Raw genomic sequence first — 15,206 nt, forward strand, 5'->3', positions numbered from 1 at the left:
CCTCTGTTATCCGCCCTGAACCTGGCGTTCCAGCTCTGCCGCCAGCGGTGGCTGCAGTTGCAGGGCCTGAGCAAGCTGATCCAGCCAGGCCCGTTCCATCGGGTTCTGTTTATCGATCATGGCAACGCTGACCAGATAGATTTCACGGCTCGCCTGGGGCGAATCGGCGCTTCGTGCCAGCGTTGTCGCATCCAGGGGTGCGTCGAACTGCTGCTGAATCCAGTTGTGCATCTCATCGTCCGGACCCAGCTTCTCGATTTCGGCGGTTAACATTGCCCGTTCGTTGCTGTCCACATGACCATCAGCACGCGCCGCCATGATCATCGCCTGAAGAATCTCAAGCCCACGCCGCTCCTGATCCTGGCCCTGAAGCTGCTCCAGAGGACGGCCTTCCGAAAGTCGGCCAGCCTCCGGCTGTTGCATGCCAGCCGTGGACGCCTGGGACTGATAGTTCTGATAGGCTTTCAGTGCCAGGGCACCAACGCCTGCAACTGCGCCATATTTCAGTGCTGTTCCACCGATTTTCCGACCCCTTTTACTGCCCACCATCAGGCCAAGAGCACCTCCGCCCAACAGACTTTTAACATCAATACCCGATGACTGAACGCTGCTGGACGCCTGGCCCATCAACTGATTGAGGATATTCATGGCATTCATCGACACACTCCTGAATCGAATTTTTTGAAAAGAGCGCTGATAATCCGTATTCAGACCGTCATCAGAAGAGGAAGTTTCCTGATGACAGGGATTTAAAACATTATCCCGAAAATCCCCTATGGACAGATCCCGGCCCCATCAACCACCTTGGCGCCGTCAATGGGTGATCCACCAACAGGGAGTCTGGAGATACCTCGAAGTCTAGAATCTGGAGCATCTGGGCGCTGACTGAATCGCCATTCGGGATCACGCTGAAATTCATTGGATGGGGAGGTTTCCTCCAATGGTCGGCGCGAGCATTGTATTTGTAGCACTGGCGGCAGTTTTCTGGGGTCTTGCCGGTGGAATCGGCGGCATTCTGATGGAGCACGGCTGGGATGCCTCCATTGTGGCCTTCTACCGGGGCGCGGTCGGTCTGGCGTTCGTGCTGCTCTGGCTTCTGATTCGTCCGTCCAGAAGTGGCTTGTCAGATTCCCGGGTGTGGTTCTGGTCCTGCCTGGCAGGGCTTGGCGTGGCCGGCAACTTTGGGTTCTATTTCCTGAGTATCAGCCAGTCCAGCATTGCCGTGGCAGCGACCCTGATGTACTGCGCGCCGGTGTTTGTCTATCTGGTTTCCTTTGCGCTCGGATTTGAGCGGCCCACCACATTCAAGCTGATCGCGATTGCGCTGGTGATGCTTGGTATCGGGCTCTTGACTCAAATCTACGATTTGAATGGGTCAGGCATCACATGGCTTGGCATTGTAGCTGGCCTGCTTTCCGGGCTGTCCTATGCGGTATTTATCTTCGGGTTCAAGTATGCGGCGCCCCGGGGAAGCCCTCAGTCGGTTCTGTCCATCGCGATGACTGTGCTGGCAGCTGTTCTGATTCTGTTCGCCAACGTTTCCGAGGTATTCCAGGTGCCCAGCTCTTCGGAGTGGTCGATGTTTGTCGGGCTGGGGTTGATTGGCGCCGGCTTGCCGTTTGTTCTGTATATCCGGGGGCTCAAGAATACCGCACCAGCCATTGCCTCGGTGGTGGCCATGGTGGAACCGGTGACGGCTTCGTTGTTCGGGGTGATTATCATGGGGGAAGAGCTTGCCGACCTTCAGATACTCGGCATCGGGTTAATACTGGTCACAGTAACGGCGCTGAGTGTTTATTCCAACGCAAAACATCCTGGCTATATCGTGTGGAAACCCTGGCGGATGTTGAAAGGGAAGCTTGCGTAACCGCAGTGATAAGACCTTCCGGAGCCTGGCAGATGAGTTGGAACACCAGGCACCGGAAGAGAAGGTGGACGCTTATACGTCCAGGTTGGTTACCTCCAGGGCATTGCTCTGGATAAACAGCCGGCGGGGCTCCACATCGTCGCCCATCAGGGTGGTAAAGATCTGGTCGGCGGCAATAGCATCTTCGATCGTCACTTTCATCATGCGGCGGGTTTCGGGATCCATGGTGGTTTCCCACAGTTGTTCCGGGTTCATCTCTCCCAGCCCCTTATAGCGCTGGATACCCAGGCCGCGCTGGGCCTCTTTCATCAGCCAGTCCAGCGCGCCCTCGAACGACAGTACCGCCTGCTTGCGCTCACCACGCTGGATAAACGCGCCTTCTTCAACCAGTCCATCCAGGGTTTCACCCATCCGTGCAATGGCGGTATAGGAAGCTGAATCAAAGAACTCGTGGCTGAACACGTGCTCGTGGGCAATACCGTGTACGTAGATTGTCACCTTCGGCAGATAGATATGACGCTCAGCATCCTTGGTCACCGAGAAGGTGTATTTGGTGCCGGTGCGAGTATCCAGGTGCAAACCATCACCAAGTCGCGCTGCCCAACGGGCAACGGTTTCTTCGTTTTTGAGGTCATCCATTTTGAGGGTGACGTTCTGAAGCATCTGCTCCAAAACCTTGGCGGGGTAAGCGCGGGATAGGCGCGAAATCATGTTCATGACCGCCTGGTAGTCCTTCACCATGGTTTCCAGTGCGGAGTCCTTGATGGGTGGCGCATCGGCATTCACAAAGAACTGGGCGCCTTCCAGGGCGGTCTGGGTGAGATAGGCCTCTTTGGCTTTCTCGTCTTTCAGGTACTGTTCCTGCTTGCCGCGCTTGACCTTGTACAGGGGCGGCATGGCAATGAATACGTGGCCTCGTTCAATCAGTTCCCGCATCTGACGGAACAGGAAGGTCAGAAGCAGGGTGCGGATGTGGGAGCCATCCACATCGGCGTCCGTCATGATGATCAGCGAGTGATAGCGCAATTTGTCGGCGTTGAATTCTTCACGACCAATACCCGTGCCGAGGGCGGTAATCAGTGTTCCCACTTCCGCGGATGACAGCATCTTGTCAAAACGGGCTTTTTCAACGTTCAGGATCTTACCTTTCAGCGGCAGAATTGCCTGGGTCTTGCGATCACGGCCCTGTTTCGCGCTGCCGCCGGCAGAATCACCCTCCACAATGAACAGTTCAGAAAGAGCGGGGTCCTTCTCCTGACAGTCTGCAAGCTTACCGGGCAGGCCGGCAATATCCAGGGCGCCTTTACGGCGGGTCATGTCCCGAGCCTTTCGGGCAGCTTCCCGTGCGCGGGCAGCTTCAATCATCTTGTTGACGATCAGCTTGGCCTCGTTTGGCTGCTCCTGAAGAAAATCAGCAAAGTACTGGTACATTTCCTGCTCGACGGCCGTTTTTACTTCCGATGACACCAGCTTGTCTTTGGTCTGTGACGAGAACTTCGGGTCCGGCACCTTCACGCTGATGATCGCCGTAAGGCCTTCCCGGGCGTCATCACCGGATGTGGAAACCTTGGCCTTCTTGCCCAGGCCTTCGTTCTCGATATAGTTATTGAGGGAGCGGGTCAGGGCAGCGCGGAAACCGGCAAGGTGGGTACCGCCGTCTTTCTGCGGAATGTTGTTGGTAAAACAGTAGATGTTTTCAGAGAACGCATCGTTCCACTGCATCGCCACTTCGACAACCGTGCCGTCTTCCCGCTCCTTGATAAAGTGGAATACCCGGTTAATCGGTGTCTTGTTGGTATTCAGGTGTTCTACGAAAGCCCTCAGGCCGCCCTCGTACTCAAATATCTCTTCTTTGCCCGAGCGCTCGTCCTGCAATCGGATACGCACGCCACTGTTGAGAAACGCCAGTTCCCGGATTCGTTTGGCCAGCAGGTCCCAGTGGAATTCGATGTTGGTGAAGGTCAGTGGCGAGGGCTTGAAATGAACCTTGGTGCCGCTGGCGTCGGTGTCGCCTACGACCGCTAGCGGGCTCTGGGGTACACCTTCCTTGTAGGTCTGTTCGTAGACCTTTCCATCCCTGCGGATGGTCAGCGTAAGCGAAGAGGAGAGGGCGTTTACAACTGAAACACCGACACCGTGCAGGCCGCCGGATACCTTGTAGCTGTTGTCATCGAATTTACCACCGGCGTGCAGTACGGTCATGATGACCTCGGCGGCAGACACCCCTTCTTCTTCGTGGATATCTACCGGAATCCCACGGCCGTTATCCCGCACGGTAATCGATTCATCCGGATGAATAACAATGCCAATCTCAGAACAGTGGCCTGCGAGCGCTTCGTCGATGGAGTTATCGACTACCTCAAACACCATGTGATGCAGGCCGGTTCCATCATCGGTATCACCGATGTACATGCCCGGCCTCTTACGTACGGCATCCAGTCCTTTCAGAACCTTGATGCTGGAGGAATTATAGTTCGATTCGCTCATTCAGAAACTCCTGAGGGTGATAGTCCCGTTTGATCCCGATGTCACTATCCGGAATCATCCGGGTTTTATTCTTCCGTCATTTTTCCATGTTCCACGTGGAACACTCTGTAGTCGGGCAACGGTTGTTGCCATAATTCTTCTGGCTTGGGCGGCTCGATTGAGGTCACGAAAACCTGGCATTTCAGCTCATCAAGCTTCTGCGCCAGCATGGCCCGGTGGCCAGTATCCAGCTCGGCATTGATATCATCGAGCAAAAAGGTCACCTGCTTTTGCAGGTCGGCCAAGACCATGCCCTGGGCAATCTTCATCAGTATCACCAGGGTCTTCTGCTGACCGCGGGAAAAAGTCTCAGCAACGGGTCTTCCCTGAAATTTAAGCCGGATATCTGCCCTGTTCGGGCCATAAAGTGTATGGCCCATTTTCAATTCCTGCTCACGATGTCCTTTCAGTACCTCAAGCAACGACTGGCTCTGATCCCATCCGGGATAAAAATCCAGTTTGAGGCCCTCTACCCAGGGTGCGGTGATTTCACCAACCAGTCGAAAGAAGGCATCTGAAAACAATTGGAAGGCCTGGGTTCTTGCCCGGGTAATACCGGCAGAAAGCTCCACATACTGGGCATCCCAGACCTTCATCAACGATTCGTCCAGTCTACCATTTCTGAGGATTTGATTCCGCTGCGATGTGACTCTCTGGCATTGTTGCCACAAAGACGCGAAAGAAGGTTCCACGTGGAACACTGACCAGTCCAGAAACTGACGGCGCTTACCCGGACCACCAGCCACTATGTCAAAAACCCCCGGATCGATGACCGACACCGGCAGAAACCTGGCAAGCGCAGACATGTTCCTCACGGGTTCACCGTCTACCTTCAGCCGGGTTTCTTTTTCCGTGATATTCCGTGAGATGCCAAGGCGATGCCGGACTTTGTCTGAGGATTCCGGATCAGCGCCCGACCAGGGTCGACTTTGCTCATGACCCCGATCAAGCCCGCCGAAAACCGTGAGCTTCTGTTCACCGTGGCTAACGACGGCCTGATGACGACTAACCCGAAAGGACCGGCCCAGGCCAAGGTAGCCAATAGCTTCAAGGATACTGGTTTTACCACTGCCATTTTCACCGAACAGAAGATTGATCGAAGGGGAAAAACTGACAGGGGCGCCCTGGAGATTCCGGAAATGTTCTGTCTGAAGTTTTACAAGCGCCATAGGTCCCGGGAATCTCAACAATGCCAGAGCTGACATAAAAAAGGCAGCGAGCCCTTCGGCGTCGCTGCCCCAGTGTACAAAACCGCACTTTCAAACGCGATCACTCTGCCCGGTTCAGTGCAGCATGTTCAGTCGTTCATCCATGAACACATCCATCTCTGGTGCAAGAATATGAACGTAACGATCAAAGTAGAGGAACTGTTTCAGCAGGAGTGCAAACTCGCGGGGAAAATGCAGACCATGCCCTTCGCCGATACGGACCATATCCATGAGGATATTGTTCACGTCGTCATCCGCCTGTTCTGCATAATACGGAACATCGTCCGGTACCATCCGGTCCATCTGCTGGTAAAGATTTCTCAGGTCCGCCGCCAGATCGCTGACGCTCACACGCTGATGGGTTATACCAATCCGGATCATGGCATCTGCCATACCGTCAAAGTTGCCAACCATCACCGATGAGATGAAATCACTCACCGCCTGCCAGGTGTCCGGTCGTATCCGGCCAACAATACCAAAATCAATAAAGCCAACCCGTCCGTCTTTCAATACCATCAGGTTTCCGGCATGGACGTCTGCATGGAAAAATTCACACTGGGTCAGGCTGGAAAACCAGGTATTCATGGCCGTAATCAAGGTGCGTTCCGGATCACGGGCATAGCCCCGAATGCTTTCAAGATCAGTCAGCGGAACCCCATGGAACCGCTCCATCGTCAGAATTCGCCGTGTGCTGGCCACCTCGTAAACCTTGGGAACGGTAGCGTCTTCATTATGGGTGTTGTGCAGGAATTCCCGGAATACCCTCAGGTTGTTCGCTTCCTTGATGAAATCACACTCTTCCATCATGGTCCGCTGGATCTCCTCAACGATACCGGACATGGATGTCCAGGACAGTTTCGGAGCCAGGGTTTCCAGAACCTTTGCGGACAAGTACAGGAAATTGAGATCGGTCAGCAGAATGTTTTCTACCCCCGGCTTCTGCACCTTGATCACGACTTCTTCCCCGGTCACCAGTTTTGCCGGGTGTACCTGGGCAATAGATGCTGATGCAAGAGGTACCGGATCAATCTCAGAGAAGACCTCTTCCAGCGGCCGGCCCAATTCATCGCGAATAATCTTGCGAATCACGCTGTAAGGCAGACTGGGGGTACGATCCAGACAGTGCTGGAACTCTTCCACGTAGGCCTTGGGGAAAAAAGTCGGTGAACTGGCGATGAACTGACCCAGCTTTATGTAGGTTGCCCCCAGTGATTCAAACGTCTGCCGAAGCAACTTTGGCGCCGGCGGCCGTTCACCACGAACCCAGTTGATTCCAGTGCGTCCGAGCACCGACACGGTCTGCCCGATCCGAAAGGCGCCTTTAAGACTGTTGGTCACCGTTCCCATAATCGTTTTCCTTGAATTCCTGATCGACAAAAATGTCATCCGTTAGCAACAAGCCCCACAATCCCTGAAGCGCTCTTACTGAAACTAGAGCCGCATCGGCATCACAACATACAGACAGCGATTGTCCTTTTCCGACTCAATCAGTGCACTGCTGTTGGGATTGGCCAGGGTAATTTTCACCTGATCGTCTTCCAGGGCGTTCATCACATCCACCAGGTAGCCCACGTTAAAACCGATCTGGAGGGATTCACCCTGATACTCAACCGGCAGCGCATCTTCAGCCTGTTCCTGATCCGGGTTGTTGGCAAACACACCCAGCTCGTTCGGCGCCAGATTCAGCCGAACACCACGGATGTTCTCATGAGACAGAATACCCGCGCGCTGAAGGGTATTTTTCAGCGTCGCCCGGTCTGCCAGTACGACCTTGTCGCCCCCCCGGGGAATGACCCGGTTGTAGTCCGGGAACTTGCCTTCAATCAGTTTCGAGGTAAAGGTATAGGCGCCCACCGTTGCACGCAGGTGGTTATCGCCTATCACCAGTGTCACCGGAGTTTCCACGTCATCCAGCAGGCGCGCCAGTTCAAGGACACCCTTACGTGGGACAATCACCTGTCTTGGCTCCGGGCAACCTGTGGCGAGGTTTACATGGGCCATGGCCAGCCGATGGCCGTCTGTGGCAACCGTCCGGACGTGATCCTTGTCGACCTCCAATAACAGACCGTTGAGGTAGTACCGAACATCCTGCTGAGCCATGGCGAAAGCTGTGGCATCCAGCATCCGGCTCAGCTCTTTCTGTGGTAGCTCGAGGCGGAAACTTTCCTCCTCGTCCTCTACATTGGGAAAGTGCTCAGCGGGCAGGGTAGACAGCGTAAAGTGGCTGGCACCACAACGCAGATGCAGCCGGTCGCCCTCCAGCGCCAGTTCAATCGGCGCCTCCTCACCCAGGGCACGGCAAATGTCAGACAGCTTGCGGGCCGGAACGGTAATCCGACCGGGCTGGTCAACGTGCACCGGGCTTACCCGGCCCACCAGCTCCACTTCCATATTGGTGCCCGTGAGGGTCAGAGTATTGTCCTCCGCCACCAGCAACACATTGGACAGCACCGGCATGGTCTGTTTTCGTTCAACCACCCCCGCAATGGATTGCAGCGGTGTAAGCAGGGATTCACGACTGATCGTCAGTTTCATGGCACTCAGCATTCTTTTATTGGACGGTGAATGTGTATCAGCTAACCGGAAACCCGGATGTCAGGTTGTCAGTAGCCGCATAAAGTTCTGATAATCCTCCCGGATACCCGGGTCTGTTTCCTGGAGTTCAATAATCTTTTTACAGGCGTGTAGTACCGTTGTGTGGTCCCGCCCGCCAAACGCGTCACCGATTTCCGGCAGACTGTGGTTAGTCAGTTCCTTTGCCAGCGACATGGCAACCTGTCGCGGGCGGGTCACAGTTCTGGTACGACGTTTGGAAAGCAGGTCCGCAACCTTGATCTTGTAATATTCCGCGACGGTTCGCTGTATGTTGTCGATACTGACCTGCTTTTCATGCAGCGCCAACAGGTCTTTCAGGCTTTCCCGGATAAACGGCGGCGTAATTTCCGATCCCGTGAAGTGAGCATTCGCTATCACCAGGCGAAGCGCCCCTTCAAGCTCCCTCACATTTGAACGGATCTTCTGGGCAATAAAAAACGCCGCTTCGCTGCTCAGCTTCACGTTCACCTGCTCGGCTTTTTTCATCAGGATCGCCACCCGGGTTTCCAGTTCCGGCGGCTCGACCATCACCGTCAGACCCCAACCAAAGCGGGACTTCAACCGCTCTTCCATGTCTACGATTTCTTTGGGAAACCGATCGCAGGTTACGATCACCTGCTGACCGCCTTCGAGCAACGCATTGAAGGTATGAAAAAACTCTTCCTGCGAACGCTCCTTGCGGGCGAAGAACTGGATGTCGTCGATCAACAGGGCATCCACCGAGCGATAGTAACGCTTGAACTCATTAATGGCATTCAACTGCAGCGCCTTGACCATATCGGCAACAAATCGCTCTGACCGGAGGTAAGCCACTTTCGCCCTGGGGTTCCGACGGACAATCTCGTTACCGATGGCATGCATCAGGTGGGTTTTACCCAGACCAACCCCGCCGTAAAGAAATAACGGGTTATAGGCCCCACCGGGATTCTCGGCCACCTGCATGGACGCGGCCCGGGCCAGCTGGTTGGATTTACCCTCGACAAAGGTATCGAAGGTGAAGCCTTCGTTCAGAAAGCTCTGATGTTTGATGTCGCCTTCCACCTGCACCGATGGTCGTGCGCTGCCGTTGCGGCTATGGCTCCTTGCAACTGTCGCCGATGCCGTCTCTGCGATGCCTCTTTCTTCTTCCGTCACCGAATTGTTGGCGGTCTCATTTTCCGCCGATCTGCCATTGAGCGCCGTTTCAGAGCGCATTACTAATTCTGACCCTTTGGGCGCAGACCCAACTTTCATACCAACCCTGGGTGCCTGACCCCCTTCAAGGTCTTTCAGAACTTCCTCGATGCGCCGAAGATACTTTTCATTCACCCAGTCCATGACAAAGCGATTGGGCGCAAACAGCATAAGCTGCCCCTCGCGGTGATCGGACTGTAATGGCCTTAGCCAGGTATTGAACTGCTGGGCGGGGAACTCATCCCGAAGCACTTCCAGACACTGATGCCAGAGTTTATTCGGCACGACAGTTTTGCCTCCAATGCCTAAAAATCGTGACCGAGAATTCTAACCTGCAGCCCCCGGGAGTGAAAGAGCAAAACAGTATTAATAAACAGCCTGTGGAAATCTTTAATTTTATTTTTCAATATTTTACTGACTTACCTACAGGCTTGTGTACAGAAAATTCCAGAAAAAAACTTATACACAACTGCCTGTGCGTGGAACGGGCTAAGCCCTGTGTAGAACCTTGCAAACTTCCGTGGATAAAAAACCTCCCGGTTAGATATTCGGGTTATACACAATCGGTGCGGGTCTGGTCCACAGCCCTCAGGAGCACTTACCAACAGGGTTCAGACAGACGCAACTGGTCGTAATTTCGGGTTATTTTCAAGCTGTCCACAGAAAACCGCCCCTGTAATAACAGTAGTAGTAATCTTTTAAGGAATTAAAAAAAACCTAATGATGTAATTACTCGGACAGACCACCAGCCCTCAATCAGCGAAGTGTATTAATCATTGAATTCCCTTCCTGCATTGCATAGAATGCCGCTCCTGTTTTGGTTGTTCATTTTCCAGCCAAACCATGACATTTTTAACCCGTATTGTGAGATCGACATCATGAAAAGAACGTTTCAACCGAGCGTACTGAAGCGTAAGCGTGTTCACGGTTTCCGTGCCCGCATGGCAACTGCAAACGGCCGTAAAGTAATTTCGCGCCGTCGTGCCAAAGGCCGTGCCCGTCTGTCCGCGTAACGCACTGTTTGCCTGATGAAGGCTTTGAGCTTTCCCAAATCGTCGCGGTTACTGACACCGAGGGATTACGCCAGAGTCTTCGATGACGTCCAGATCAGGGTTCCCCACAGGAATTTCCTGATTCTGGCAACGTCGAACTCCCAGGGCCGAGCCAGAATTGGCCTGGTGTTTTCAAAAAAAAATCTAAAACATGCTGTTCAACGGAACCGAGTAAAACGTCGGGTTCGAGAAACCTTCAGGTTACGAACTGACTTCCCTGCCCTCGACATAGTCGTTCTGGGACGCCGGGGCTTAGCGGACATCGAAAATTCCGTGTTGAATGAATTACTGGACGATCTCTGGTCCCGACTGATCAGAAAGCATCGCGGTTATGTTTCCCAGGCAACAACACACCGACCGGAAGTCGTCAAAGGAAGGGGTTAATGCGCAAACTCTTGCTCCTGCCCATCCGATTTTACCAGTATGCCATCAGTCCGATGATGGCCAGCCATTGCCGCCACTACCCTACCTGTTCGCAATATGCCGTAGAGGCGATCAGCCATCACGGTGCGCGGAAAGGTCTCTTTCTAACAATAAAACGGCTTCTGAGGTGTCATCCCTGGGCCGAAGGCGGTTATGATCCCGTACCGGGCACTGACGATCGCGCATTAACACCTGACCATTGCTGCGAGCCGGCTGGCCAAACCCATATTCCCAACCAGACAAAACGCTAAGTGTATGGATATTCAACGCATTGTAATTTATGCCGGTCTTGCCATTGTCAGTTACTTGATGATCCTTGCCTGGAACGAAGACTATAACCAGCCTCAACAGACCGAGATGGCCCAGCAGCAGGAAACCATTTCCAGTTCCGGCGATACGGATAATCTGACCCTGCCGGAATCCTCTTCCCAGGCGGGCGGAAACGGATCTGCCTCTGAAGAGTTTTCCACCCCCGAGGATGGCACCCGCATCCAGTCCAGCGCTGACACTGAGGTGACAACCAGCGATCAGCTTATTACCGTTCGAACCGATGTCTATCAGCTGACCATTGACCGAGTTGGCGGCAACCTGATTGAGACCTCTCTGCTCCAGTATGACCGTTCTCTGGACAGCGAAGAGTCGCTGCGAGTGCTGACCAATACCAGCCAACGCACCTACATCATGGAAAGCGGACTGATCGGCCGGGATGGTGTCGATAGCCGTAGTAATCAACAGCGAGCCGTTTACCAGGCCTCTGCCAGTGAGTACGTCCTTGAAGAAGGTGAGGACTCACTAACCGTCAATCTGGAGCTCACCACGGAAGCCGGTGTGAAGATTACCAAACAGTACGTTTTCGCCCGGGATAGCTATGAAATTGATGTCCGTTATCTGATCGATAACCAGTCGTCCGAGCCCTGGCAGGCGAACATGACCGGAAAGATTGTCCGTGATCAGGCGCCTGATCCAACCGCACAGAACAGCCTGGGTATCCGAGCTTTTCTGGGCATGGTCATCAGCTCCTCCGACGACCCCTACGAGAAATACGATTTTGACGACCTTCAGGAAGAGCCGGTCAACCGTTCCGTCACCAATGGCTGGATTGCCTTCCTGCAACATTACTTCCTGTCTGCCTGGGTTCCAGAACAGAACCAGGCCGCGCAGTTCCAGAGTACCCGCCGCGGCAATCTGCATGTGATGGGTTTTGTCTATCCCGCTACTTCGGTGGCCCCGGGCGAAACCGGCGAAGTGTCTGCCCGCGCCTATGTTGGTCCCAAGATTATCGAGCGGCTGGAAAACGTCGCCCCTAATCTGGACCGGACGGTCGATTTCGGGTTCCTGTTTTTCATCGCCCTGCCACTGTTCATTGTACTGGACTGGTTCTATGGACTGGTTGGCAACTGGGGTGTGGCCATCATCCTGTTGACAGTTCTGGTCAAGGCCGTCTTCTTCAAGCTGTCGGCCACCAGCTACCGTTCGATGGCCAGAATGCGGGCAGTAGCGCCGCAGTTGACCCGGTTAAAAGAGTTATACGGTGATGACCGTCAGCGTATGTCCCAGGAAATGATGGCGCTGTACAAGAAGGAGAAGATCAACCCGCTTGGGGGCTGTTTGCCGATACTGGTGCAGATGCCGGTGTTCATTTCCCTTTACTGGGTACTGTTCGAAAGCGTGCAGCTGCGCCATGCGCCGTTCATGCTTTGGATCAATGACCTGTCAGTGATGGATCCCTACTTCATTCTGCCGCTGTTGATGGGCGCCAGTATGATGTTGCAGATGAGCCTGAACCCGACACCACCAGATCCCATGCAGGCCAAGATCATGAAGATGATGCCGATCGTCTTCACGGTGTTCTTCCTCTGGTTCCCGGCCGGTCTGGTTCTTTACTGGCTGACCAACAACATCCTGTCCATTGCCCAGCAGTGGTACATTACCCGTAAGATTGAACGGGAAATGGCCGCCAAGAAGAGCTAACGTACCACCCTGGCTCCAACCCAGTTTCAGAGGCTCCTTATTCAGGGGCCTCTGCTGTTTCAGGAATAGACGTCCATGCAGAATGTCACCGATACCATTGCTGCCATCGCGACCGCGCCCGGCCAGTCCGGCGTCGGGATTGTGCGGATCAGTGGGCCAAAGGCCCGGACGATTGCCGAAACCATGCTGGGCTTTGCGCCAAGGCCCCGTTATGCACACTATGGTCCTTTCCACGACCATCAGGGCCAGCTCATTGATGAAGGGTTGGGCCTGTTCTTTCCGAATCCCCATTCATTTACAGGTGAGGATGTACTGGAACTGCAAGGTCATGGTGGCACCGTTATTCTGGACATACTGCTCAGAGCTGCCTGCGATCTGGGCGCAAGACTGGCCCGGCCCGGAGAATTTTCCGAAAGGGCCTTTCTTAACGACAAAATGGACCTGACCCAGGCCGAGGCGATTGCCGACCTGATCGAAAGCAGTTCAGAACAGGCTGCAAGGTGCGCGGTGCGATCCCTGCAGGGTGCTTTCTCACGTCGCATTGATGCCCTTGTTGAGGCAGTCACCCACCTGCGGATTTATGTCGAGGCAGCCATTGATTTCCCGGAAGAAGAAATCGATTTTCTGGCCGATGGCAAAGTGGCCAACGATCTTGATCGTCTGCTGGATGATCTGAACGCCATTCTGGCGGAGGCCCAGCAGGGCAGCATTCTACGTGAAGGCATGAAAGTGGTCATTGCTGGCAGGCCCAATGCCGGAAAATCCAGCCTGCTGAACGCCCTGGCCGGGCGAGAGGCCGCCATTGTTACAGCCGTGGAAGGTACCACCCGGGATGTTCTGAGGGAGCATATCCATATTGATGGTATGCCCCTTCATATTATTGACACTGCAGGTCTGCGGGATAGCCCGGACGAGGTAGAGCAGATCGGCATTGCCCGCGCCTGGGACGAAATCCGCCAGGCTGATCGCATTCTGCTGATGGTGGATGCCACGACTACAGACGCAACCCGGCCCCTGGAGCTATGGCCCGATTTCATCGATCAGCTCCCGGATAACGCGCCCTTGACGGTGATTCGTAACAAGGTGGACCTGACGGGTGAAGCCGTTGGCGTTGAGCAACAGGGCGATGCAGCGCCGGTTATCCGGATTGCCGCAAAATCAGCCGATGGCCTTGAAGACCTGCGGAATCACCTGAAGGCCTGTATGGGTTTTGCCAGCACGACCGAAGGCGGTTTTCTGGCACGCCGCCGGCATCTGGATGCTCTGGAACGGGCAAAAGCTTCAATGCTTCAGGGTGAAAGCCAGCTCCAGGGCTATGGCGCGGGTGAGTTGCTGGCCGAAGATTTGCGCGCTGCTCAGGATGCCCTGGGGGAAATTACCGGTGCACTGACGCCGGATGACCTTCTGGGCAAAATTTTCAGCAGTTTCTGCATTGGTAAGTGAACGATTAAAAGAAACAGTTTGAACCTGTCTTTTTCCGTGTAAAACTGATTTTCCGATTGATTGCCGAAAACGGCCAGTGAGTTTAGATGTATCATCCGTATTCCTTTCTTTTTCTCAGTCTGTTTCTGGGTGGCTGCTCGGTTATTGATAACTACCGCACCGCCGATGTGCCCGCAGGAAACCCTGATCAGACCGGCCAATATCAGACAGAAAAACAGGCCCTGTTCAAACAACCTTTCATTGACCCGCTGACGGATTACCTGATCGAGAACCAGGGTGATAATCGGCGCGACGCTGTGCTCGAAAATGTGCGCCAGGAACGCGACCGGCGTTGCCGGGAAGTTGCCACGCTGTACGCTACTGAGCCAGCCACGGAACAGGCACTGGAACGCTTCAATACGGGTTACGCCTATTCCTGCCCGCAGCAGGTTGCCGATTTTGAAGCGCGGGTAAACCGGCAGCTCGCCCAATCCGACGAAAAAACCGCGCCAGAGCCCGCTGTAAAGCCTGAAACTACTTCCGAGCCCGAGCCCGAGCCCGAGCCCGAGCCCGAGCCCGAGCCCGAGCCTCTCCAGCCGCCCATCTCCGACCAGGCGCTCAGTGATTGCTATCTATTGACCACCATCCGCAATTTCAGTGCAGCAAAAGCCGCGTGCCTGGAACCGGCGCAGAAGGGTGATGTCCGTTCCCAGGCCAACATGGCGGTTGTTGCTCACGCGTTCGAAGACTACGCCACTGCACTGGAATGGGCCCGTAAAGCTGCCCCAGAATCCGGTGAAGCGGCTTTTCTTTTAGGTCAGATGTACGCCGCTGGTCGCGGTGTCAGCCAAAACATGGATCAGGCCGTATACTGGTATGAACAAGCCGCCAGGCAGGGCCATAAGGAAGGGCAGGCGATTCTGGATCGCTACAGAGAGGGTTCACCTGCAGGCAATATCTGATCGATCG

The 15,206-nt window shown here is 54.5% G+C and carries 13 protein-coding genes; 7 read left to right on the plus strand and 6 right to left on the minus strand.

What is annotated here, in order from left to right:
* Positions 1–6 precede the first annotated feature (6 nt).
* Positions 7–657 carry a tellurite resistance TerB family protein gene (locus E5Q11_RS12660; RefSeq protein ID WP_135803776.1) on the minus strand — a complete coding sequence of 217 codons (651 nt, stop codon included), beginning with the start codon at positions 655–657 and terminating at the stop codon, positions 7–9.
* 283 nt (positions 658–940) lie between these two features.
* Between E5Q11_RS12660 and E5Q11_RS12665 the strand changes: the two genes are divergently transcribed.
* On the plus strand, positions 941–1,867 hold the full coding sequence (locus E5Q11_RS12665) for a DMT family transporter (protein WP_135803777.1): 927 nt from the start codon (positions 941–943) through the stop codon (positions 1,865–1,867).
* 72 nt (positions 1,868–1,939) lie between these two features.
* On the opposite strand, the gene gyrB is transcribed toward E5Q11_RS12665, so the two are convergent.
* The 5 genes from gyrB to dnaA form a co-directional block, all read right to left on the minus strand.
* Positions 1,940–4,354 carry a DNA topoisomerase (ATP-hydrolyzing) subunit B gene (gene gyrB, locus E5Q11_RS12670; RefSeq protein WP_135803778.1) on the minus strand — a complete coding sequence of 805 codons (2,415 nt, stop codon included), beginning with the start codon at positions 4,352–4,354 and terminating at the stop codon, positions 1,940–1,942.
* Positions 4,355–4,419: 65 nt separating this feature from the next.
* The gene (gene recF, locus E5Q11_RS12675; protein ID WP_135803779.1) at positions 4,420–5,562 is read right to left on the minus strand and encodes a DNA replication/repair protein RecF; all 1,143 of its coding nucleotides are present in this window, start codon (positions 5,560–5,562) and stop codon (positions 4,420–4,422) included.
* A gap of 114 nt (positions 5,563–5,676) precedes the next feature.
* The gene (locus E5Q11_RS12680; protein WP_135803780.1) at positions 5,677–6,948 is read right to left on the minus strand and encodes an ABC1 kinase family protein; all 1,272 of its coding nucleotides are present in this window, start codon (positions 6,946–6,948) and stop codon (positions 5,677–5,679) included.
* 84 nt (positions 6,949–7,032) lie between these two features.
* Positions 7,033–8,136, minus strand: a complete 1,104-nt coding sequence (gene dnaN / locus E5Q11_RS12685; RefSeq protein WP_135803781.1) for a DNA polymerase III subunit beta — start codon at positions 8,134–8,136, stop codon at positions 7,033–7,035.
* Positions 8,137–8,196: 60 nt separating this feature from the next.
* Positions 8,197–9,654 (minus strand): chromosomal replication initiator protein DnaA, encoded by a 1,458-nt coding sequence (gene dnaA / locus E5Q11_RS12690; RefSeq protein ID WP_135803782.1) that lies wholly within the window; start codon positions 9,652–9,654, stop codon positions 8,197–8,199.
* A 593-nt stretch (positions 9,655–10,247) separates the two neighbouring features.
* Here dnaA and rpmH point away from each other — a divergent pair.
* The 6 genes from rpmH (at position 10,248) to E5Q11_RS12720 (ending at position 15,199) form a co-directional block, all read left to right on the plus strand.
* Entirely contained in the window at positions 10,248–10,382 is a 135-nt protein-coding gene (gene rpmH / locus E5Q11_RS12695; RefSeq protein ID WP_008172542.1) for a 50S ribosomal protein L34, read from the plus strand.
* A gap of 15 nt (positions 10,383–10,397) precedes the next feature.
* Positions 10,398–10,805: a ribonuclease P protein component gene (gene rnpA / locus E5Q11_RS12700; protein WP_135803783.1), complete on the plus strand. Its 408-nt coding sequence runs from the start codon at positions 10,398–10,400 to the stop codon at positions 10,803–10,805.
* Positions 10,805–11,095: a membrane protein insertion efficiency factor YidD gene (gene yidD / locus E5Q11_RS12705; RefSeq protein ID WP_135803784.1), complete on the plus strand. Its 291-nt coding sequence runs from the start codon at positions 10,805–10,807 to the stop codon at positions 11,093–11,095. Before rnpA ends, yidD begins: the two co-directional genes overlap by 1 nt.
* A 4-nt stretch (positions 11,096–11,099) precedes the next feature.
* Positions 11,100–12,815 carry a membrane protein insertase YidC gene (gene yidC / locus E5Q11_RS12710; protein ID WP_135803785.1) on the plus strand — a complete coding sequence of 572 codons (1,716 nt, stop codon included), beginning with the start codon at positions 11,100–11,102 and terminating at the stop codon, positions 12,813–12,815.
* Positions 12,816–12,890: 75 nt separating this feature from the next.
* A complete protein-coding gene (gene mnmE / locus E5Q11_RS12715) occupies positions 12,891–14,258 on the plus strand; it encodes a tRNA uridine-5-carboxymethylaminomethyl(34) synthesis GTPase MnmE (RefSeq protein WP_135803786.1) in 1,368 nt (455 codons plus the stop codon).
* 86 nt (positions 14,259–14,344) lie between these two features.
* Positions 14,345–15,199 (plus strand): tetratricopeptide repeat protein, encoded by an 855-nt coding sequence (locus E5Q11_RS12720; protein ID WP_135803787.1) that lies wholly within the window; start codon positions 14,345–14,347, stop codon positions 15,197–15,199.
* The last annotated feature ends 7 nt before the right edge of the window (positions 15,200–15,206 follow it).

It is taken from the genome of Marinobacter confluentis, from assembly GCF_004785685.1.
GTDB classification, from domain to species: Bacteria; Pseudomonadota; Gammaproteobacteria; order Pseudomonadales; family Oleiphilaceae; genus Marinobacter; species Marinobacter confluentis.